The sequence below is a fragment of the Synechococcus sp. CB0101 genome, from assembly GCF_000179235.2.
In the GTDB taxonomy this organism is placed as follows: Bacteria; Cyanobacteriota; Cyanobacteriia; order PCC-6307; family Cyanobiaceae; genus Vulcanococcus.
In genome coordinates this window covers 1,614,912-1,635,859 of sequence record NZ_CP039373.1, presented here as the reverse complement: position 1 = coordinate 1,635,859, position 20,948 = coordinate 1,614,912, and the positions used below count along the sequence as shown (strand labels likewise).

Genomic DNA, 20,948 nt, shown 5'->3' with positions numbered 1-20,948 from the left:
ACCCTTCAACAGCCGCTGATCGATCGCCACGAATTCCGGCAAACGCAAACGGCCCTGAGCGCTCTGTTCATGCAGCCCGGCCTCGACGGTGACTTTCAGGAAAGGTGTCACTCCTGGGCTGCCTTTCAGGCGGCCTGCATCAACGGTAGCTGCCCTGGTTCATTGAGCTCATCCGTCGGCTGATTGATCCAGACCACCTCCGGTTGACGCCAACACCTGGTTGATCGTGACCAGCGCCTTGGATTGAGCTGTCGGGCTCGTTCGTAGACGACAGCGCGGTGGCGACTGATCTCCACGGCCTGGCCATCGTGACGTTGCTGGGGCGTCACGAATTTGATGCCACTGTGGCGGTGTTGGTGGTTGTACCAACCGACGAACTCGGCGACCCACTGACACGCCTGTTCTTTGGAGGCAAATGGCCTGCGGGGGTAATCAGGCCGATACTTCACCGTCCTGAACAGTGATTCCGAGTACGGGTTGTCGTTGGAGACCCGTGGCCGAGAGAACGACCTGAGGACGCCCAGTTCTTCCAAGCGGCTTTCCAGCGTGGCCGCACGCATGGCGTTGCCGTTGTCGGCATGGAGGATCAGCGGTTGCTTCCGGCCCTTGCTGATCCGCTCTCTCAGGCAAGCACGGCTGACCAGATCCGCTGCAATGGCTGGATCTTCTCGCTCAGCAACATCCCAGGCCACGACCTTGCGGCTCCAGACGTCGATCACCAAGTAGAGGTACAGCCAGATCCCGCGCACGGTGGTGGGCAGATAGGTGATGTCCCAACTCCACACCTGGTTTGCTCCTGAGGCCCTGAGCCGTGGAACGGGGCGCGGTTCCTGTGGTGGCCTTGCACGACCGCGACGGTGAACCTGGCCATGGGCATGGAGCACCCGGTAGAAGCTGCTCTCCGAGCCGATGTACAGACCCTGATCAGCAAGAGCTGGCACGATCTGCCCTGGTGGCAGTGAGGCGTACTCCGCCTGGTTGCAGGTGAGCAGGATGCGTTGGCGTTCCTCCTCGCTCAGCTTGTGAGAGACCAGGCGGTGACTGCCTTTGCGGCGATCGTGGCCTCCGCCATCACCCAGACATGCCTTGCGCCAGCGTTTGAGTGTGCGCAGGCAGATGCCGATCTCGCCGCAGGCACTGAGAAGGCCTGCGCCAGCAGCATGCGCCTCGCCGATCAGCTCGATCGCCTTGCGCCGGTGAACGGCGCTGGTCAGCCTTCCGCGTCCTCCGAGCAGAAGGCCTCCCACTTTTTTCGCAGAACCAGCAGGGCAGCCATCTCAGCCATGGCCTTCTCCTTGCGCTGCAGCTCCTTCTTGAGGGCCTTGATCTCCCGCTGGTCCTGGGCACGGAGCCTTTCCAGCTCTTTCTGCTCCTTCAACTTTTCGTTGGCATCCTGGGCCGCCTGACGCCAGCGCTCCACCTGCTCCGGGTAAAGCCCCCGCTCACGGCAGTAGGCACTGAGCTCAGTGGCGTTCAGCCCAGCGGTCTCGAGCACCACCGTGAACTTGTCGGCAGCACTCCAGCCATCAGGGTCTTTCTCGGATGCGGGGACCACCTCTCCTTGCAACCGCCAGACCTTTCTCCAGTTGTAGAGGGTGACGATGTGAATGCCCAGCTCTGCTGAGATCTGAGCCACGCTCTGCCTGCGAGGCGGACTCATCCGCCTCCTCACATCAGCTTTAACGGCCTCGCTGTAACGACGCATTGGTCATGTCCTCAAGCCCCCGGGTGTACTGATCAGAGGGGTGACACCTTTCCTGAAACCGGGGGCGACGGCCTGCTGAACTACCAAACCCCAGTGGTGGGAGCACCCTGGAGCATCCCCTTTGAATTTCCGCTGTTTCAGTGGCTGAGCCATCAACTGGCCAACTTCACAGGCTTGAACCTGAGCAGCAGCGGCCGGCTGGTGAGTGTGTTGTTTGGGGCGGGATGCTTCTGGCCAGCCAGCCGCCTGATGCGAAGGGCAGGCCTTGGCGGCACATCCATCGTTGTGATGATCCTGCTTTATTGCACGTCGTCGATTTATTTGTATTGGAACCGGGCCTTTCTGATGGAAAGCACGGCTCTGTTCTTCACCCTGGTCAGCCTGGATTGCTACGGCCAGATTCGCCTAGAACCAACCCCGGGGACCCTCAAACTGAGCCTGCGAAGCAGCGGCCTAGCCCTCACCCTTGCAATCGCTCTGGTGGTGAAAGCCACCACAGCACTCCCGGCCCTGGCCCTGATGGGAGTCGACTGGATCTGGCAAACCCATCAGACCGCCAAAAGGCATCGGCCATTGCAGCGGCAACTCTTCGTCGCGAGCGCCTTAGCCGTGGCATTTGCGCTCCTCTACAGCTGGACCCACCATGCTGATGCCCTCAAACAACTCAAGCCGATCGGAGCCCAGCTCACCTCTTCAGCACTGAAAGCCTGGAACTTCGGCCAACCCAGCCAACGGCTTCAGGCCGAGCTCTGGGATGGTGTGGTGCTGCAACGGATGCTGTTCCCAATCGCGGCACTTCCAATCACCGGGGTTGTGGCAGCAGGGGTGTGGATCAGCAAGCCACCAAGCCGCACGTTTCTGCTGGGCTCTTTGGCACTGGCCTTCGCACCGCTGCTGCTCTTCACCAACCTCCACATCGCCCACACTTACTACCAGGCGAGCAACCAAATCTTTTTGCTGATGGTGGTGGCCGGTGCAGCCGGCCTTCTGCTCGATCAACCACAGCGCCAGCCCTGGACGCAGGGCCTCGTCTTGGCTTCCCTCACAATTATCATCATTGCCAATCTTCATCACTTTGCCCGCGAAGATTGGCCGCGTAGCCAACGCTTCAGCAGCGACAAACTTGCGATCGGCCAATTGATCGACAAGAACACACCAACCAACAGCGCCATCCTGGTCATTGGTGACGACTGGAGCTCAGCCTTCGCCTATCACAGCCAGAGACGTGCCTTCACCCAACCCAACTGGCCGGTGCTCGGTCGCAGCGCCGCTGATGTGCTCCGTGATCCTCAAACAGCGCTCGATGGATCTCCACTGGGTGCCGTGGTGAGCAAACAACCCATCGACACGACCCAGCTACCGCCAGCCTGCCAACCCCGCCAACAGCGCAAGATCAAACGCTGGCATGTGGTGATCTGCGACGCAACCGATTGAGCTGCTCCTCAGCGCCCCCCAGCCTTGAGCACGGTTTTGATGGTGCGGAACAGGATGATCAGATCCAGCCAGGTGCTGAAGTGCTTGAGGTAATAGAGGTCGTAAGAGAGCTTCAGCTCTGAATCCTCCACGCTGGCGGCATACGGGGCACACACCTGGGCCCAGCCGCTGAGGCCCGGACGCATCCAGTGGCGCTTGCGGTAGTGGGGAATGCGTGCTTCCAGCTCCTGCTCAAATTCCGGACGCTCCGGACGAGGGCCGATCAAGCTCATATCGCCACTCAGCACATTCAGCAGCTGAGGCAGTTCATCCAGGCGTAGGCGCCGCAACCACAGGCCCACGCGGGTGATGCGGCGATCACCCGGGACCGTCCAGGCCGGGGGTGCATCGGCGGGGGCCACCTGCATCGTGCGCAGTTTGAGCACCTGAAACGAGCGCCCCAGCCAACCGCTGCGCTGCTGCACATAAAACACCGGACCGCGATCCTCCAACCAGATCAACAGGGCCGCCATCAGTAACAACGGGCTTGTGAGGGTAAGCAGCCCCGCTGCCACCAACAGATCCGCCACGCGCTTCAGCTGACGCTCAAGGCTGAACAGCCGGTTCCAGGGCAGCTCCTGATAGTTGAGCCAAGGCTCAGGCAGCAGAGCGGGGGGCAAGCGCTCCAGCTGGCGCTCCAACAGATTCAGCGGGGTGGTGAGGCTCGTGTCGCGCGGGTCGCGCTCCTCAAGTTGTTCCAGCAAACGGCGCTGCTGAGGGTTCTGCTCCAGCGACGGCGCCAGAGCCAGAACCACGGGCGGTGACAAGTTCATCGCCTGCTCCAGGCTGAGGCACCGCAACGGCTGCCGCACCGGCGTGCGCCGCCAGGCCGCCAGCACCAGCTCCAGCTCTGGCTGAGGGCCCACCAATGCCACCTGAGCCTCCGGCGACAACAGCACCCCCCGCCGCAACAAGCCCCGCATCAGCAGCGACCAGACCATCAGCGGCAGCAGCCATGCGATCTGTGTGCTGCGATGCACTAGCCACACCGTCTCCGCTGGGTTCAGCAACAGGCGTGCCAGCGCCACCACCACCAGGGTGACCACTCCGGTGATCAGCACCCGTTGCAGCACCGCATTGAGGGGCAAGCGCCGCCAACGCAGCACCGTGTAGCTGCCAAACAACCAGCCCAACCCCAGATAGGCCAGCGCGGTGAACACCAACCATCCCAACTGCGGGAACACCGGCAGCGGCTTGAACAGGCTGATCAGCGCCAACAGCCCCACCAGGCCGGCGAGATCCAGGCCGGCACACACCAACAAAATGCGGCGCGGATTACGCCACGACATCACTAATCACCCGCTGCAAAGCGGCCCGCCAATGCAGGGGCGGCAACTGCAAAGCCTCACGGGTCGCCGTGCAATCAAGCAGCGAATAGCTCGGACGCTGGGCCGGGGTGGGGTAATCAGCCGTGGTGATCGGCTGGATGCGCGCTGGGTTGGTGAGCAGACCTGCGTCCTGGCCGAGCTCCGCGATCGCCACGGCGAAGTCGTACCAGCTGGCCGCACCGGCATCACTCCAGTGATGCATGCCGCAAACGCCCTGCTGCAGCACCGCCCAACAGGCGCCAGCCAGGCCCGCCGTGGCGGTGGGGCACCCCACCTGATCCGCCACCACCCCCAGCTGATCCCGTTCGGCCATCAGCCGAAGCATCGTGAGCAGAAAGTTTTTGCCCACAGGGCCATACACCCAACTGGTGCGCAGCAAGCAGAGCCGATCAGCTGGGAGCGCAGCCACGGCGGCTGCTTCACCCGCAGCCTTGCTGGCTCCGTACACCCCCAACGGATCCACTGGCTGATCCGGTCGATAGGGCGAACCTTGCGCTCCGTTGAACACAAAATCAGTGCTCACCTGGAGCAGCCGGCCCCCTGTGCTGGCCAAGGCCTCAGCCAGGGCTCCGGGGGCATCCGCATTCACGGCGTGGGCCAGCTCCGGCTCGCTTTCGGCCTTGTCCACGGCCGTGTAAGCCCCGGCATTGATCACCCAATCGGGCTGATACTCCTCTACGAGCGCCCGGCACGCAGCCGCATCGGCCAGATCCAAGGCGATCGCGCCCTCACCGCCGCTGCGGGTGGTGGTAATCAGCTCCATGGCACGGCCACCGATCGCAGCGGAGGCGCTGCGGCGCAAGGCCTGCCCCAGCTGACCGGCGCCACCGGTGAGGATCACCTTCATGGTTGCTGCACCCAATCCACCACAGACAGCCCGCTCATGCGCGTGAATTCGCGCAGGTTATGCGTAACCAGGGTGGCGTCCACGGCAAGGGCATGGCAGGCGATCCACAGATCGTTGGCGCCGATCGGCGTTCCAGCCCGACGCAACGCCGTGGCCTGCTCGGCGTAATGGCGGCAGATCTGGGAATCCTCGGGATACAGCACCTCCACCTGGCGAGCTAAGTGATCGAGCTGTCGTTCCACAGCATCCCGCCTGGAGCTACCCACAGCCCCCTGCAGCAATTCCGCCCAGGTGATGAACGACATCGCCAACTGGGCGGTGCCGGGCAGTTGATCGATCCGCTCCGCCACCTCGGGAGGACGCTGTTTGATCAGATAAATCAGGATGTTGGTGTCGAGCAGATAGATCACAACCCCTCACGGGTCTGGATCGGCTGAGCCTCCGCACGGGATTGCTCCAAACGTTCAGCGAAATCGGCGTCGAAACCAGCGAGCGCATTGAACAGCGCCTGACCACGCTGCGGCGGACAAGGATGGATCAGCAGATCGCCCTCTGGCGTGCGAGAGATCTGCACCTGATCCGTGCCCAGCCGAAACTCCGCCGGGATCCGAACCGCCTGGCTATTGCCGTTGTTGAACACACGGCTAGGCAATGACGCTGTCATGTGTGTACAGAGCAATACACACATTGTAGGTGCGTTGGCTCAGCTGAACAGATCCTGATCCGTGAGATCGGCCAGGAGTGGGGCGATCGCATCCTTATCCGAGAGCAGCGGGGCCACCGGCGGCGGCGCATCAGCTGCAGCACCCTGCTCTTGCTGCCAAGCGATCGCGAGCTGAGGATCGTCCCAGCGGATGGCGCGCTCGCAATCGCGGCTCCAGAAATCGGTGGTTTTGTAGAGCACTTCGGCGTGCTCGCTCAGAGTGAAGAAGCCGTGGGCAAAGCCTGCCGGCACCCAGAGCTGCTGATGGTTGGCGGCGCTCAAACGAGCCCCCACCCACTGGCCAAAGCTGGCCGAACCGCGGCGAAGATCCACCGCCACATCGAAAATCTCGCCCAACACGCAGCGCACGAGCTTGCCCTGGGGATGGGGCGGCAGCTGATAGTGCAGCCCCCGCAGCACCCCCTGGCTGGAGCGTGAGTGGTTGTCTTGCACAAACTCGGGCACCGGCTGCCCGTCAGCCTCCAGTGCAGCAGCGAAAGCCCGCTGGTTCCAGCTCTCGAAAAAGAAGCCGCGATCGTCGCCAAACACGCGGGGCGTGATCAGCAGCGGGCCTGCCAGGGGAAGGCCCGCGGTGGTGTGGAGCCGTTCTGCATTCATCAGCGCACCTGCGGCAGTGACTGATCCTGCTCCAACAGCTGCAGCAGGTAATCGCCGTAGCCGCTTTTACGCAGCGGCTGGGCCAGCTCGCTCAGCCGCTCGCCGCTGATCCAGCCCATCCGCCAGGCCACCTCTTCTGGGCAACCCACCTTGAGGCTCTGACGGTGCTCAAGGGTGCGGATGTAGCTGGAGGCCTCGTGCAGGGAGTCGCAGGTGCCGGTATCAAGCCAGGCCATGCCGCGGCCCATCAGCTCCACCTGCAGCAAGCCTTCCTCCAGGTATTGACGATTCAGATCGGTGATCTCCAGTTCGCCGCGAGCGGAAGGAACCACACAGCGAGCCCGATCCACCACCGAATCGTCATAGAAATAGAGGCCCGTTACGGCATACCGCGATTTGGGCTGGGCTGGCTTCTCTTCGATGCTCAGCACCCGGCCGCTGCCATCGAACTCCACCACGCCGTAGCGCTCGGGATCTCGCACGGGATAAGCGAAAACAGTGGCACCCGCTGCGGCCGACACCACGCCGCTGCCGAGCTGAGTGTCGCCATGGAAGAGGTTGTCGCCCAACACCAGGGCCGCCGGTGCCCCCGCCAGAAATTCGGCGCCGATCAAAAACGCCTGAGCCAGGCCATCGGGGCTGGGCTGCACGGCATAGCGGATCTCCATGCCCCAGCTCGCTCCATCCCCCAGCAACCGCTGAAACGCAGCTTGATCATGGGGCGTGGTGATGATCAACACCTCGCGAATTCCCGCCAGCATCAATGTGCTGAGCGGGTAATAAATCATCGGCTTGTCGTACACCGGCAGCAGCTGTTTGCTCACCGCCTGGGTGATCGGATGCAAACGCGTACCACTGCCGCCGGCCAGGATGATGCCCTTACGCGCTTGGCTCATCGAAGCGTGGCTGCTGCAGGGATCGTCGCATGCAGGTCTACCACTTCACGCTGAAACAGTGGTGGCATTCAACGGTTGAAAGCCAGCTACGTTTCCAGGAGATCGCACCCATGGGCTTGATCCACGCCAGCGTGCAACTGCTGAACCCCAGCAATCCAGACGTGCAGGGGCTGGACGTGAGCGCCCTCGCCGACTCAGGCGCCGTGCACCTCTGCATCCCGGAGCATGTGGCCCTGCAGTTGCAGCTGAGGGAGCTGGAGCGCCGAGAGGTGGTGCTGGCTGATGGCCGCAGGCGCAGCGTGCCCTACATGGGCCCTGTGGAGGTGCGCTTCGCCAACCGCCGCTGCTTCACGGGCGCAATGGTGCTCGGCGATGAGGTGTTACTCGGAGCGATCCCCATGGAAGACATGGACCTTGTGCTGCAACCGCAGTTTCAGAAGCTCAGCGTGAACCCTGCCAATCCAAACCTGCCACTGAGCGTGGCTAAGTGAATCAGCCCGGCAACGCTGCCATCAGGCTGCCCATCTCGATCGCCTGCAGGCCGTAGCTCCAGCCCAGGTTGCTCTTGATGCCAGCGCGCTCAAGGGCCTGCTGCATGGTGTCGGTGGTAAGCACACCGAAGATCACCGGAACGCCGGTGTCACGGCTCACCGCAGCCACACCCTTGCTCACCTCGGCCACCACAACATCGAAATGAGGGGTGTCGCCACGGATCACAGCGCCCAGGGTGATCACCACTTGATAGCGACCACTGGCAGCCAGCTTCTGTGCCACCAGGGGAATCTCAAAGCTGCCGGGCACCCAGGCCGTATCGAGCTGGGTGCTGCTGGCGGAGGTGTCGATGCCGTGGCGCGATAGGCAATCGAGGCAGCCGCTCAGCAATTTGGCGGTCACCAGATCGTTGAAGCGAGCCACCACAATCGCAACGCGCAGCGACTGGGAACCAACGAACTGGCCTTCAAAAACGGTCACGCGGACTGGCCGTGAACTCGTCTCACACTACGAAGAAGCTCATGCCCCAGTTCACCAGCACCAAAGCCACCCAGGCGAGACCACCCAACAGGATCAGGCGGTTGGAGCGGCCACTGGTGTCTTCGCTGGCGTAGAGCACGGGCACGGCCACTATCAGGGCGAACGACATCACCACCAAAGCCAGAACCGTGAGGGTGTTGAGGATCGTCATGGAACAGCGGCGGCGCCGGCCGATCAGTTGAGGGATTCTCCCACGCGGGTTCATGGCGAACGGCGCCTGCGCGAGGGTTCCTTCACATGTTGTGGCCGGTGAACGCCAAAACGGCCCACCTACGATCAGGCACCCGCTCCTGAGCCTTGACCGCGTCTTCCCCGCAGCAGCCGGAACTGGCCCTGCAGGGAACGCTGTTCGGCCTCGAGCCCGTTGATTCAGCGCCCCAAAAACGGGGCCAACAAGAAAGCCAGAGATCAGCTGCAACCGGCGAAGCCAGCTGCGATCCACTGGATGAAGCCGCCCTAACCGAAGACGCCAACCGCCGGCCGCGGCAACGCCAGCAACCGCAAGCAGCAGCAGCCGAGGACTCCACCCCAGAAACGCCAGGCGCCGAGACCCCCGACTCCGACCTGCCCCCCTGGCACCACCACAGCCTGGTGGAAGCGGAGCAGCTCACGCCGATGCTGCGCCACTACGTGGAGCTCAAAGCCGCCCATCCCGAGCGGGTGCTGCTCTACCGCCTGGGCGACTTTTTTGAGTGCTTCTTTGAAGACGCCATCCAGCTCTCGCGCCTGCTGGAGCTCACCCTCACCGGCAAGGAGGGCGGCAAGGCTGTCGGACGCGTGCCCATGGCGGGCATCCCCCATCACGCCGCCGAGCGCTATTGCGCCGAACTGGTGAGCCGCGGCCTGAGCGTGGCCCTCTGCGATCAGGTGGAAACCACGCCCGCCAAGGGTGCCCTGCTCAAACGCGAAATCACAAGGGTGCTCACCCCGGGCACTGTGCTCGAGGAGGGGCTGCTCAGCGCTCGCCGCAACAACTGGCTCTGCGCCGTGTTGTGTGAGCAGTCGCGCTGGGGGCTGGCGGTGGCCGATGTGAGCACCGGCGAATTCCGCGTGACCGAACGCGACGGCAGCGATCAACTCCACCAGGAGCTGCTGCAGGTGGATGCCGCGGAGGTGCTGTGGCCGGGCGACGGCGAGCCCGCCTGGTGTCCAGATGCGCTAAGGCTCACCCCCCTGCCCCGCACACCGTTCAGCGCCGAGGAAGCGCGGGTGGCACTGCTGGAGCGCTTCCGGCTGGCCAGCCTCGATGGCCTCGGGCTCGGCGAGATGCCCCTGGGGATGAGAGCCGCCGGCGGTTTACTCCGCTATCTCGACGACACCCAACCCGGCAGCGCGGTGCCCCTGGAGCTGCCCACCACCTGGCAGGCGGGCGATCAGCTGGTGCTCGATGCCGCCACCCGGCGCAACCTTGAGCTCACCCGCACCCAGCTAAACGGCGGGCTGCAGGGCTCCCTGCTCTGGGCCCTGGATCGAACCCACACCGCCATGGGCGGTCGCTGCCTGCGCCGCTGGATTGAAGCGCCACTGGTGGACCGGATCGCAATCCTGTCCCGGCAAGACGGCGTGAGCGAGCTGGTTCACAACCGCCGGCTGCGGCTGGGCCTGCGCCGGCTGCTGCGCCCCATGGGGGATCTAGAGCGGCTGGCCGGCCGAGCGGGCGCGGGCAGCGCCTCAGCCCGTGACCTGGTGGCCCTCGCCGATGGCCTGGAGCGGCTGCCGCAGCTGGCCAGCCAGATCAGCGCCGCCGCAGCCACAAGCCCGCCGCTCTCAGCCCTGGCGCGCTCTTGGCCCGAACTCGATGCCCTCGCCGCTGAACTGCGCCACCAGCTGCTCGATACCCCGCCCCTGAGCCTCACGGAAGGGGGCCTGATTCACGACGGCGTCGATACCCAGCTCGATGGACTGCGCAACCAACTCGACGACCAGGAGGCCTGGCTCACCGAGCAGGAGGCCGCCGAGCGCAGCGCCAGCGGCATCAACACCCTCAAGCTGCAATACCACCGCACCTTTGGCTACTTCCTGGCGGTGAGCAGGGCGAAGGCCCGCAGCGTGCCGGAGCACTGGATCCGCCGCCAAACGCTGGCGAACGAAGAGCGCTTCGTCACCCCCGAGCTCAAGGCCCGAGAGGGGCGCATCCTGCAGCTGCGAGCCCGGGCCGCCCAACGGGAATACCAACTATTCTGCGAGCTCCGCAACCGCGTGGGCGAACAAGCAGGCCCGATCCGCGCCGCCGCCCGGCTGGTGTCCGAACTGGATGCGATCGCGTCGCTGGCAGAGGTGGCCGCCACCAGCGGCTACTGCAAACCGGAACTCACTGATCCAGAAGGCCAGGAGGCGCGCGTGCTTCAGATCGAAGCCGGCCGCCATCCGGTTGTGGAACAACTGCTGGTGGAGGAACCCTTCACCCCGAACAACATCCAGCTCGGTTCAGCCACGGGCTCGCAAGCGACTGGCCATCCCGACCTGATCGTGCTCACTGGCCCCAATGCCAGTGGCAAGAGCTGTTACCTGCGCCAAACGGGCCTACTGCAACTGATGGCCCAGATCGGCAGCTGGATTCCAGCCCAGAGCGCCCGGCTGGGGATCACCGATCGGATCTTCACGCGGGTGGGGGCCGGCGACGATCTGGCCGCAGGCCAATCCACCTTCATGGTGGAGATGGCCGAAACCGCCAACATCCTTCACCACGCCACGGAGCGCTCCCTGGTGTTGCTGGATGAGATCGGCCGCGGCACCGCCACCTTCGATGGCCTCTCGATCGCCTGGGCCGTGGCGGAATACCTGGCCGACCAGATCGGCGCCCGCAGCGTGTTTGCCACCCACTACCACGAGCTCAATGAGCTGGCCGATCAACTGCCCAACGTGGCCAATGCACAAGTGCTGGTGGAAGACACCGGCGAAGAGCTGCGCTTCCTGCACCGCGTGGTGAACGGCGGCGCCAACCGCAGCTACGGCATTGAAGCGGCACGGCTAGCCGGTGTACCCCCAGCCGTCGTGCGGCGCGCCCGCCAGGTGCTGGGGCGAATCGAGGCCAATAGCCATGTAGTGGTGGGGCCAGCGGCCGCCTGATCAGTAAGCCGCGTAGGACTTCTCCTCCACCAACTCCGAACCGCACTGCTCATTGATGCGCCGCTTCAGGGCAGCACGCTCATCGTTGCGGTGATACACAGCACGGGCCAGCTCCACAAAACGAGTCCCAAAATCCGCCTGACGCTCACATTCGCGAATGTCGTCTTCAATGTCCCAAAGCTGCTGATTCACAGCCGAAAGCTGTTGACCGAGTTCTGCCAGAGCACCGGAGTGATAGCCCAGCTCCTGCTCCTCCACCACTGCCATCAAGGCCTGCAGCTCTCGACTGATGTTCAGCTGCTTGGCTGCATCGGCGATGCGCTGCTGCTTGATCTCGAGGATGGTGATCTTGTCGATCAGCTCACCCACCGAAGCCGGAATCAACAGGGGCATCAGCTTGCGCGCTCCGAAGCAGCCAGTATCTCAAGCTCCAAATCTTGTCGCATCGCCTGAACTGGGACCGACCAATCACCGTCGCGCTCCTGGCGAAACAGGGTGGCGGTTGGATACCAAGGGCTGGTGGAGCCGCCGGTGCCCCAGCGCCACTCAGGGACCCGTTTCAGTGGCATCCACAACCGGGCTCCCACCGCTCCTGCCAAATGGGCAGCGGAGGTATCCGAGCTGATCACCAGATCGGAGCAAGCCATCAACGCTGCGGCATCTTCGAAATCCCAAGCGGCGTCAATCTCGTCCTGGCACGACACAAACTGTTCCTTGAAACTACAGGTGGCTAGCTGCTCAGATCCGTATCCTTTCTGGAGGGAGATGAAGCGAACACCGGGCAGCATGGCCAAAGGAGCAAATGCTTCGAGCGGAATAGAACGCCCGCGAGACGTTGTTTTTTCGTGCTCAGGATTTCCCTGCCAGTTCAAAGCAATCAGACAACAGCAAGAATCGAGCTTCTTCCGCCAGAACTTGACCCGCTCTCCATCAACAGGCAGATAAGGAATCGCTTCACCGAAACTGGATTCCGAAAGCCCAAGCACCGCCGGCAGGCTCATCAACGGCAACCAGACGGCATCACGCGACAGTTGCTCTGAATCCACATCGATCGGCAGTACCTCATCCACCAAGCCGGATGAGGCAAACAACGCCATCAACGGCTTTGGACACGTGAACACAACGCTCTTGGCATAGGCGCTTAGCAAGGGTGCAAACCGAATGAATTGAAAACTGTCACCCAGACCCTGTTCATGCAACAAAACGATTTGCTGAACATGAGATTGCTGTTGAGGTCCTAACCAGCGAGGTCGATCACTGACCTCGCGCACGATTGGATGACGTGCATTGTGAGTGAAACGCCATTCATACTCAAGCCAGCCCTGCTCATAATCACCCTGCTGAAGCAGGATTGAGGCCAAGCTGAAATGGGATTCAGCATGATCGGGCGCTAACTCCAGAGAACGTCGCAAGGCCGCCTCAGCCTCTCCCCATTCCCCACGCTCATGGCAAATCACTCCCAAATTGCTATGCACGTCGGCATGATCGGGCGCTAACTCAAGTGCTTTGAGGGCAGTGTCGAGAGCCTGATCCAGCTGTCCAAGGGCTCTCTGAGTAATGGCGAGGTTGGAATAAGCCTGAAAGTAGCTTGGCTCAGCTTCCATCGATCTCCGAAACATCTCCTCTGCCTCCAACAACTGATCCTTGGCGCGCAGTGCATTACCCAGGCTGGAGAGTGCAGGCGCAAAGAGAGGCCTCAGACGAATCGCCTCTTGAAGTGCCTGAATCGCATCATCCCAACGCTCCTGCGCATGCAAGGCATTTCCTAAGTTGAGAAATGCTTCTGGCAGCTCAGCATCGTTCTGAACGGATAAACGAGCATGATGCTCAGCCTCAGAACTCTGACCAAGCGCCAGAAGAATCATCGAATGGTTCGCATGCGCTGCCGCTGAATCCGATTGCAGATCGAGGGCGCGCGTCGAGGCCTTGATCGCCTCCAGATAGCTTCCTTGATCATGGAATAAAACCGACAAGGTAAGCCATGCTGGAAATTGATGTTCATCCAGCTCGAGCGCTCTCTGCAAACACTCCAACGCTGCTTGAATTTCACCGAGGCGGCGCTTTATGGTTCCGCGCAGAGCCCAAGCGACTGCGAGATCCGATTGCATCTTGAGAGTCTGATCCAGGCAATGATCAGCACGCTCAAGCTCACCGGCTGCGAACTCCAGCTGAGCCAGATTGAAAGCAAGAACGGGATGCTGAACTCCGCGATCCTGTAGATCACGATAAGCCGATAAGGGATCGGTTAACTGGCCAGCGGCATGGTGTTGAACCAGTTGCTGAAGTTCAGCCAAACCTGTTGGTGTTGAACGCTCTCGAATCTTGCGGCTGGGCTGAAATCCGCGACTCACCGCAACTCAATCATTCAGACGCCCATTATCAAGGCCTGCGCTGTCCGCTGAACACCGGCTCGAGCCAAGCCCGCCGCAGCAAGGCGTTCACGGCAGCACCCACCAAACTCGCTCCCCCTCGGCTGCCCTCCAGGCGGATTTGGGGTAAGGCGCTTTGCGCCAGGTGGCGCTTGCTCTCGGCCACCCCCACAAACCCCACCGGCATACCGATCACCAACGCCGGTGGCGCCGATTGCCCCGCAGCCACCTGCTCCAACAACAGCTCCAAAGCCGTTGGCGCACTGCCGATCAACACCACGGCAACTGGATGGGCCTGCAACGCCTCAGCCATGCCAGCAGCGGCTCGGGTGCTGCCCTCGGGTGCTTGAGAGGGCGCCCAATCCAGCACGCTGTGCACGGCGTTACCAAAGGTGCGCCCAGCCATCGGAGCCACAGCAGCGGCCGCCATGGCGGTGTCCGTGAGGATCGCAGCGCCAGCTGCCAACGCCTGAAGACCAGCAACACAGGCCCCTTCTGAGAAGTGCACGTCGTTGGCGAGGGTCAGATCACCGCTGCTGTGGATCAGACGCAGCAGCACGTCTTGCTCCACGGGAGACCAACGCTCGAGGCTGAAAGCGGTATCCGCCAGGGCGGCACGAATCAGCCGAATGCTCTCGCTGAAGATCGGATGGTCAAAGCTGGCCCGGGCCTCAGCCACACCGGAGCCTCCCAGAGAGATCCAGGCAGCTTGATCGTTCGCTGAGCACTTGGAGGACTGACCGGCCCAATCAGCAACGTTCTCCTTCTTTCGTACCGTCTGTACAGAACCCTGAACACGGCGTGAACGATGCAGGACACCCCCCTGGGCGTTGAAGAAGCGCGCCGTCGCCTGCCGGAGCTGTTGGAACGCGCATCCGCTGGTGAGGCGTTTGTGATCCAGCGGCACAAAAAGCCCATGGCCGCTCTGGTGCCCATCGGTGGCCAGCCGCCCAACGATCCCCTGGAGCGCCAACGCCAAATCCAAGGCCTGATGACCCTGCAGGGCAGCGGCCGAGGCTGCTGGGATCCGAACCAGCGGCACCCCGCCAGACCCGCTGCCACGGCTCCGAACCTCGTTCAACCCCTCGAGACCCCCAACGCCTTCAGCCCAGGACAGCTGGTGCGGGGCAGTCGGATCGCCCTGGATGGATCAGCGCTGGTGGCCTTCCTGGCGGATGCCAAGGGGACCGGCAAATACCTGAAACCGATCATGCAAGGCATCGCCCAGGGCACCTGGCAGGGGGTGATCAGCAGCGTGAGCCTGGCGCGGGTCTTGGAGGGTCCGCTGGCGCAAGGGGATGAAGTCCTGACACAGCGCTATGCCACCGCCTTCACCAACCCCCAGCAATGGAGGCAGGTACCCGCGGATGGTGCCCTCGTACTCGCCGCAGCGCGCCTGCAGCGCCAGGAACCGCAGCTCGAAGCGATCCAAGCCCTGGAACTCGCCACCGCCATCGCTTCGGAAGCGGCCGTGTTGGTGACCGATCACCCCGCCCTCGCCCAGACTGGCCAGCACCCGGTGCTCAGCGCCCTGCGCCTCTGATGCCCATCCATTTGCTCTGGGGCGACGACGAAGCAGCCCGCACCCGGGCGGTGGACACCCTTATCCGTGAGCACACCGATCCGGCCTGGCAGAGCATCAACTTGGCCCGCCTCGATGGCAACGACACCAGCCAGGCCACGCAAGCCCTCGAAGAGGCGCGCACACCACCCTTCGGCGGCGGCGATCGAGTGGTGGTGCTGCAGCGCAGTCCCTTCTGCAACCAGTGCCCAGCTGAGCTGGCGGAGCAGCTGGAGGCCTCACTGGCCCTGATCCCCGACAACTGCCATCTGCTGCTGGTGAACAGTGGCAAACCGGATGGCCGCCTGCGCACCACCAAAGCGCTGCAGAAGCTCGTCAAGGCTGGCGAAGCCAAGGAGCAAAGCTTTCAGCTGCCGGCCGTGTGGGATGGCGCCGGCCAGGTGGAGCTGGTTCAGCGCACCGCCCGGGAGTTGGGGCTGCAGCTCGAGCCAGCAGCGGCCGAAGCCCTCAGCGAAGCGATCGGCAGCGACAGCGCCCGCCTGGCGAGCGAGCTGGAGAAGCTGGCCCTCTATGTGGGCGCACAAGCGATCACCACCGCGGCCGTCGAAGCCCTGGTGGGCAGCCACGCCACCAACGCCCTCCAGGTGGGCGATGCCCTGCTCGCCGGCAAGCCCGCCGAAGCCGTGGCCTTGGTGGATGCCCTGCTGGAGGCCAATGAGCCAGCGCTGCGGATCGTGGCCACCCTTTGTGGGCAGATCCGCGGCTGGCTGTGGGTGAGCCTGCTGGATCAACAGGGCGAAAGCGATGTGAATGCCATCGCCAAGGCCGCCGGCATTGGCAACCCCAAACGCATCTATGTGATGCGCAAACAGATTCGCGGCCGTCAGCCGGCCCGGTTCCTGGCCTTGCTGCGGCAACTGCTGGAGGTGGAAGCCGCCCTCAAACGCGGCAGCGATCCGGGCGATGCCTTCCGGGATGGCTTCCTGCTCACGAGCTGAGAACACCATCGCAACGCCACATACGACAATCACCCGTTAACGCTTCACGCGCTCCTCGCCATGGCCCTGCTGGTCCAGAAGTTCGGCGGCACCTCCGTGGCCGATGTGGAGCGGATCCAGGCCGTGGCCCAGCGCATCGCCGCCAGCCGCCAGGCCGGAAACGATCTGGTGATCGTGGTGTCGGCCATGGGCCACACCACTGATGAGCTCACGGGGTTGGCGCGGGCGATCAGCAGCAACCCGCCCCAGCGGGAGATGGACATGCTGCTGGCCACCGGTGAGCAGGTGTCGATCGCGCTCCTGGCGATGGCGCTCAACGCCCTGGGGGTGCCGGCCGTCTCGATGACCGGCCCCCAGGTGGGCATTCTCACCGAATCAGCCCATGGCCGCGCTCGCATCCTCGAGGTGCGCACCGACCGCCTGCAGCGGCTGCTGGGCGACGGCAACGTGGTGGTGGTGGCTGGCTTCCAGGGGACCAGCAGTGGGTTGAGCGGCCTGCCCGAGATCACTACCCTGGGCCGCGGCGGCTCCGACACCTCGGCTGTGGCCCTGGCAGCCGCGCTCGGCGCCGATGCCTGCGAGATCTACACCGATGTGCCGGGGGTGCTCACCACTGACCCGCGCAAAGTGGCCGATGCCCAGCTGATGGACACGATCACCTGCAACGAAATGCTCGAGCTGGCCAGCCTCGGCGCAGCGGTGTTGCACCCGCGGGCCGTGGAGATCGCCCGCAACTACGGCGTGCCCCTGGTGGTGCGCTCCAGCTGGAGCGATCAGCCCGGCACCCTGCTCACCAGCGATGCCGCCAGCCGCCGCGGTAGCGGCGAGGGCCTCGAGCTGGGGAAACCCGTGGATGGCGCCGAACTCGACACCGACCAGGCCGTGCTGGCCCTGGCCCATGTGCCCGACCGCCCCGGAGTGGCAGCCCAGCTGTTTGAAGCGCTTTCAGCCGCGGGTCTGAACGTGGATCTGATCGTGCAATCCACCCATGAAGCCGACACCGCCTGCAGCGGCGATCATTGCGGCTTCACCAATGACATCGCCTTCACCGTGGCCGAGGCGCAGCTGGATCGCGCTCAGCTGGTGTGCCGCGAGGTGCTGGCAGCCATGGGACCCGGCGCCGAAACCGCCACGATCAGCGCCCAGGGCGGCATGGCCAAACTGAGCATCTCGGGTGCCGGGATCATGGGTCGCCCCGGAGTGGCGGCCCGCCTGTTCGACACCCTCGCCAAGGGCGGCATCAACCTGCGCCTGATCGCCACCAGCGAAGTGAAGGTGAGCTGTCTGGTGGCTGGCCATCAAGGCAATAAGGCGCTGCAGGCGGCAGCCCAGTGCTTCGAGCTGAACGAGCGCCAGCTGCATCTCAACCCGCCACCCTCCGGCGCCGGCGAACCGGAAGTGCGCGGCGTGGCCCTGGATCGCGACCAAGCCCAGGTGGCCGTGCGCCGGATCCCCGACAAGCCGGGCACCGCCGCAGCCGTGTGCCGCGTGCTCGCCGATGCCGGCATCAGCCTCGATGCGATCGTGCAATCAGAACGCAGCCACGGCTCCGGCGATCAGCAAAGCCGCGACATGGGCTTCTGCCTCAAGCGCGAGGAACTGGAGCGAGCCCGTACCGCTCTGCAGCCTCTCCTGAATCAATGGCCCGGCGCCAGCCTTGAAGAGGGCATGGCCATTGCCCGCGTGAGTGCCGTTGGCGCCGGCATGCCCTGCACCGCCGGCACCGCCGCGCGCATGTTCCGCTCCCTGGCGGAAGCGGGGGTGAACATCGAGATGATCGCCACCAGCGAGATCCGCACCAGCTGCGTGGTGCCAGAGGGCGATGGCGTGAAGGCGCTGCAGGTGGTGCACGCGGCCTTTGGCTTGGGCGGTGCAGTGCAACACCAGGCGCAGGGCACGGAGGCCCCCGTGTGATGCGGGTTCAGGTCTGCATCCCGCACTACTTCCGCGAACACGCCGATCCCGGGGATAACCCCAACGGCTATGGGTCCCTGCGCAGTGGCGCCCGGCTGCAACGCAGCATCGCTCTGTCGCGCTGCATCACAGGGTTGCTCAATCTTCAGCGAGCTGCCGAAACCTGCCAGCTGAACATCAGCCGCAAAAGCATCGACCATCTCGCCAACAGCGCGGAGCCGCTAGAAATCAAGATCAGCATCTGCACCGATGGTGAAAACAGGCTCGATGATGTGCTCGATCTCTATCGCAATCGGATCGAGGTCATCACACTGGCCTTGGACAACCCTCGTGAATTACCACTGGCCTGCCGCGATCATCTAATCCAGAAGCATGGCGACGCCGATCTGTTGAGCTACATGGAAGATGATGTCGTGATTCATGATCCACTCTTCTTCGATAAGCTGGCCTGGTTTCACGAGAAAACCAACCATCAATTCTCCTTGATGCCTCATCGCTACGAACGGATCGATGCCGGCTCGATGGAAACTCTGATGGTGGATGGGCCTTTATCACCTGACTTCATTCGACAATTCTCCCAACCACAAGCCAACGTGGCCAATGGTCAATTCCGCGGGGTTGAAACCGTGTCGTTCGACATTGCGGACAACCCACACTCCGGCACGTTCTGCCTGAGCCAAACGCAAGCGGCGTTGTTGCGAGGTTCAGAGCTACCGCGAGAAGGATTTGTTGGTCCTTTGGAAACAGCAGCCACCCTCACCGTTCTGCATCGCTTCCCCGTGATGAAGCCGAGCCGAGAGTGCTGGCGGTTCCTACGGGTGGAACATGGCCACCCGTCATTTCTCCACTACATCAACAAGCTTCCACATCAAGCCGCCAGCTGATCAGCAGCGTCACACCGTGGCAGCAATCCCCTTGGGCTCGAGCATCAGCTTGCTACCGCTCACGCTCTCATCCATGTCGATCGGATAGGCGCCATCGAAGCAGGCCGTGCAGAAGTGGCCCGCGTTGGCCTGGGCGGCTTCCACCATGCCCTCCTTGCTCAGGTAGGCGAGGGAATCCACGCCGAGGTGGGCGGCGATCTCCTCGAGGGTGAGGCGGGCGGCAATCAGCTGATCCTGGGTGTCGGTGTCGATGCCGTAGAAGCAGGGGTGGGTCACCGGCGGGGAACTGATCCGCATGTGCACCTCGGTGGCACCGGCATCGCGGATGGCGGCTACGAGCTTGCGGCTGGTGGTGCCGCGCACGATGGAGTCGTCGATCACGACCACGCGCTTGCCGGCGAGCACATCCGGGAGGGGGTTGAGCTTCACGCGGATGCCGGCTTCACGCATCGCCTGGGTGGGCTGGATGAAGGTGCGGCCCACGTAGCGGTTTTTGATCAGGCCATCGCCGAAGGGGATGCCGCTGTACTGCGAATAGCCGATCGCCGCCGGGATGCCGGAATCGGGCACGCCGATCACGATGTCGGCCTCTACCGGCGTTTCGCGCGCCAGCACTTCGCCGATGCGCACGCGGTAGCTGTACAGCGATTCGCCGAAGAAACGGCTATCAGGCCGGGCGAAATAGATCATCTCGAACACGCAGAGCTTCGCGGGCTCTGTGATCCAGCGGCTGCGGCTGGGCTCGGGATCGCCGAGGCGAAAGTGCATGAGTTCGCCGGGCTCCACATCGCCGTCGAAGCTGGCGCCGATGATGTCGAGCCCACAGGTTTCGCTGCTCACCACCCACTGGGCCTCGCTGCGCTCGCCCATGTGGCCAAACACCAGCGGCCGAATGCCGTGGCCATCGCGCAGGGCATACAGCCCCTCCGGCGTGCCGATCACCAGGCTGAAGGCACCGCGGCAGCGGCTGGCGGCCTCGCGGATCGCCGCTTCCCAACCCAGGCCCTGATTCACGGCGTGCTGGATCGCAAAAGCGATCAGCTCCGAATCGGTGGTGGAGGTGAACTCCACCTCGGGGATATCGGCAGCAATTGCTTCGCGCAGTTCGCCGGCATTCACCAGGTTGCCGTTGTGCGCGAAGGCGAGGGGGCCGAGGCGAGTGTTGAGCAGCACCGGCTGGGCGTTGCAAGCCTTGCTGCTGCCGGTGGTGGAGTAGCGGTTGTGCCCAATGGCCAGTTGGCCGGGTAGACGCTCCAGCACGCTCTGGTCAAACACCTGGCTCACCAGGCCCATGTCCTTGTGCATGCGCACCTTGGGACGCGCTGCCTCGCCGGGATCGGCATCAAACACCGCAATCCCCGCCGACTCCTGGCCGCGGTGCTGCAGGGCGTAGAGGCCGAAATAGGTGAGGTTGGCCACAGGCTGATCCTTTGCCAGCACTGCAAACACACCGCAGGCCTCTTCCGGCTTGTCGGGGCGCTCGGGGTTGAAGGCCTCAGATGAGAGCTGTTCAGTCGTGGGACGCGAGACGGAGTGCACGTCGGTCACCGCAGTTCCCACCTTCTGGTTTGTTTCAGCATTGTGCATCAG

Annotated in this window: 20 protein-coding genes; 7 read left to right on the top strand and 13 right to left on the bottom strand. The window is 63.6% G+C overall.

The annotated features are described in order from the left end of the window. Positions 1–125: 125 nt before the first annotated feature. Positions 126–1,705 (bottom strand): IS3 family transposase gene (locus CB0101_RS08745; protein ID WP_371413560.1). Its coding sequence is split into 2 segments (ribosomal slippage): positions 126–1,244 and positions 1,247–1,705, totalling 1,578 coding nucleotides; the frame shifts between segments, so codons are not numbered across the junction. A 96-nt stretch (positions 1,706–1,801) separates the two neighbouring features. On the opposite strand from CB0101_RS08745, the gene CB0101_RS08735 reads away from it, so the two are divergent. Further along, a complete protein-coding gene (locus CB0101_RS08735; RefSeq protein ID WP_168187968.1) occupies positions 1,802–3,139 on the top strand; it encodes a phospholipid carrier-dependent glycosyltransferase in 1,338 nt (445 codons plus the stop codon). Between the two features lie 8 nt (positions 3,140–3,147). Here CB0101_RS08735 and CB0101_RS15795 read toward each other — a convergent pair whose 3' ends face one another. Genes CB0101_RS15795 through rfbA form a run of 6 tightly spaced genes read right to left on the bottom strand, consistent with a single transcriptional unit; the run spans position 3,148 to position 7,570 of the window. Continuing rightward, positions 3,148–4,467: a sugar transferase gene (locus CB0101_RS15795; protein WP_010312519.1), complete on the bottom strand. Its 1,320-nt coding sequence runs from the start codon at positions 4,465–4,467 to the stop codon at positions 3,148–3,150. Next, positions 4,454–5,353, bottom strand: coding sequence for a dTDP-4-dehydrorhamnose reductase (gene rfbD / locus CB0101_RS08725; protein WP_010312520.1), 900 nt, complete (start codon positions 5,351–5,353; stop codon positions 4,454–4,456). The genes CB0101_RS15795 and rfbD overlap by 14 nt, the downstream gene beginning before the upstream one ends. Continuing rightward, the gene (locus CB0101_RS08720; protein ID WP_010312521.1) at positions 5,350–5,763 is read right to left on the bottom strand and encodes a type II toxin-antitoxin system VapC family toxin; all 414 of its coding nucleotides are present in this window, start codon (positions 5,761–5,763) and stop codon (positions 5,350–5,352) included. The genes rfbD and CB0101_RS08720 overlap by 4 nt, the downstream gene beginning before the upstream one ends. Beyond that, positions 5,760–6,017, bottom strand: coding sequence for an antitoxin (locus tag CB0101_RS08715; RefSeq protein WP_043718332.1), 258 nt, complete (start codon positions 6,015–6,017; stop codon positions 5,760–5,762). Before CB0101_RS08715 ends, CB0101_RS08720 begins: the two co-directional genes overlap by 4 nt. Before the next feature lie 39 nt (positions 6,018–6,056). Beyond that, positions 6,057–6,674, bottom strand: coding sequence for a dTDP-4-dehydrorhamnose 3,5-epimerase (gene rfbC / locus CB0101_RS08710; RefSeq protein WP_010312523.1), 618 nt, complete (start codon positions 6,672–6,674; stop codon positions 6,057–6,059). After that, positions 6,674–7,570 carry a glucose-1-phosphate thymidylyltransferase RfbA gene (gene rfbA / locus CB0101_RS08705; protein ID WP_010312524.1) on the bottom strand — a complete coding sequence of 299 codons (897 nt, stop codon included), beginning with the start codon at positions 7,568–7,570 and terminating at the stop codon, positions 6,674–6,676. The genes rfbC and rfbA overlap by 1 nt, the downstream gene beginning before the upstream one ends. A 110-nt stretch (positions 7,571–7,680) precedes the next feature. Between rfbA and CB0101_RS08700 the strand changes: the two genes are divergently transcribed. Next, the gene (locus tag CB0101_RS08700) at positions 7,681–8,061 is read left to right on the top strand and encodes a clan AA aspartic protease (protein ID WP_029553194.1); all 381 of its coding nucleotides are present in this window, start codon (positions 7,681–7,683) and stop codon (positions 8,059–8,061) included. A 1-nt stretch (position 8,062) separates the two neighbouring features. Here the strand turns inward: CB0101_RS08700 and ribH are convergent, their stop codons facing one another. Together ribH and psbZ are read right to left on the bottom strand one after the other, a co-directional pair. Next, on the bottom strand, positions 8,063–8,542 hold the full coding sequence (gene ribH / locus CB0101_RS08695; RefSeq protein WP_010312527.1) for a 6,7-dimethyl-8-ribityllumazine synthase: 480 nt from the start codon (positions 8,540–8,542) through the stop codon (positions 8,063–8,065). A 22-nt stretch (positions 8,543–8,564) separates the two neighbouring features. Continuing rightward, positions 8,565–8,753 (bottom strand): photosystem II reaction center protein PsbZ, encoded by a 189-nt coding sequence (gene psbZ / locus CB0101_RS08690; protein ID WP_010312528.1) that lies wholly within the window; start codon positions 8,751–8,753, stop codon positions 8,565–8,567. Between the two features lie 146 nt (positions 8,754–8,899). Here psbZ and mutS point away from each other — a divergent pair, with 146 nt between their 5' ends. Beyond that, positions 8,900–11,671 (top strand): DNA mismatch repair protein MutS, encoded by a 2,772-nt coding sequence (gene mutS, locus CB0101_RS08685; protein WP_010312529.1) that lies wholly within the window; start codon positions 8,900–8,902, stop codon positions 11,669–11,671. Here the strand turns inward: mutS and CB0101_RS08680 are convergent, their stop codons facing one another. Genes CB0101_RS08680 through CB0101_RS08670 form a run of 3 tightly spaced genes read right to left on the bottom strand, consistent with a single transcriptional unit; the run spans position 11,672 to position 14,719 of the window. Next, positions 11,672–12,064 carry a DUF6165 family protein gene (locus tag CB0101_RS08680; RefSeq protein ID WP_010312531.1) on the bottom strand — a complete coding sequence of 131 codons (393 nt, stop codon included), beginning with the start codon at positions 12,062–12,064 and terminating at the stop codon, positions 11,672–11,674. It abuts the gene before it with no gap. Further along, a complete protein-coding gene (locus tag CB0101_RS08675; protein ID WP_136644057.1) occupies positions 12,064–14,022 on the bottom strand; it encodes a tetratricopeptide repeat protein in 1,959 nt (652 codons plus the stop codon). Before CB0101_RS08675 ends, CB0101_RS08680 begins: the two co-directional genes overlap by 1 nt. 28 nt (positions 14,023–14,050) lie before the next feature. Then, positions 14,051–14,719, bottom strand: a complete 669-nt coding sequence (locus CB0101_RS08670) for a precorrin-8X methylmutase (protein WP_010312539.1) — start codon at positions 14,717–14,719, stop codon at positions 14,051–14,053. A 129-nt stretch (positions 14,720–14,848) separates the two neighbouring features. Here CB0101_RS08670 and CB0101_RS08665 point away from each other — a divergent pair, with 129 nt between their 5' ends. Genes CB0101_RS08665 through CB0101_RS08650 form a run of 4 tightly spaced genes read left to right on the top strand, consistent with a single transcriptional unit; the run spans position 14,849 to position 19,358 of the window. Then, positions 14,849–15,583: a type II toxin-antitoxin system Phd/YefM family antitoxin gene (locus CB0101_RS08665; RefSeq protein ID WP_010312542.1), complete on the top strand. Its 735-nt coding sequence runs from the start codon at positions 14,849–14,851 to the stop codon at positions 15,581–15,583. Continuing rightward, positions 15,583–16,560 (top strand): DNA polymerase III subunit delta, encoded by a 978-nt coding sequence (holA, locus tag CB0101_RS08660; protein WP_010312544.1) that lies wholly within the window; start codon positions 15,583–15,585, stop codon positions 16,558–16,560. The genes CB0101_RS08665 and holA overlap by 1 nt, the downstream gene beginning before the upstream one ends. A gap of 60 nt (positions 16,561–16,620) precedes the next feature. Continuing rightward, positions 16,621–18,474 carry an aspartate kinase gene (locus CB0101_RS08655; protein ID WP_010312546.1) on the top strand — a complete coding sequence of 618 codons (1,854 nt, stop codon included), beginning with the start codon at positions 16,621–16,623 and terminating at the stop codon, positions 18,472–18,474. Further along, entirely contained in the window at positions 18,474–19,358 is an 885-nt protein-coding gene (locus tag CB0101_RS08650; protein WP_010312548.1) for a hypothetical protein, read from the top strand. The genes CB0101_RS08655 and CB0101_RS08650 overlap by 1 nt, the downstream gene beginning before the upstream one ends. Positions 19,359–19,367: 9 nt before the next feature. Here the strand turns inward: CB0101_RS08650 and purF are convergent, their stop codons facing one another. After that, positions 19,368–20,945 (bottom strand): amidophosphoribosyltransferase, encoded by a 1,578-nt coding sequence (purF, locus tag CB0101_RS08645; protein WP_010312550.1) that lies wholly within the window; start codon positions 20,943–20,945, stop codon positions 19,368–19,370. Positions 20,946–20,948: the final 3 nt, after the last annotated feature.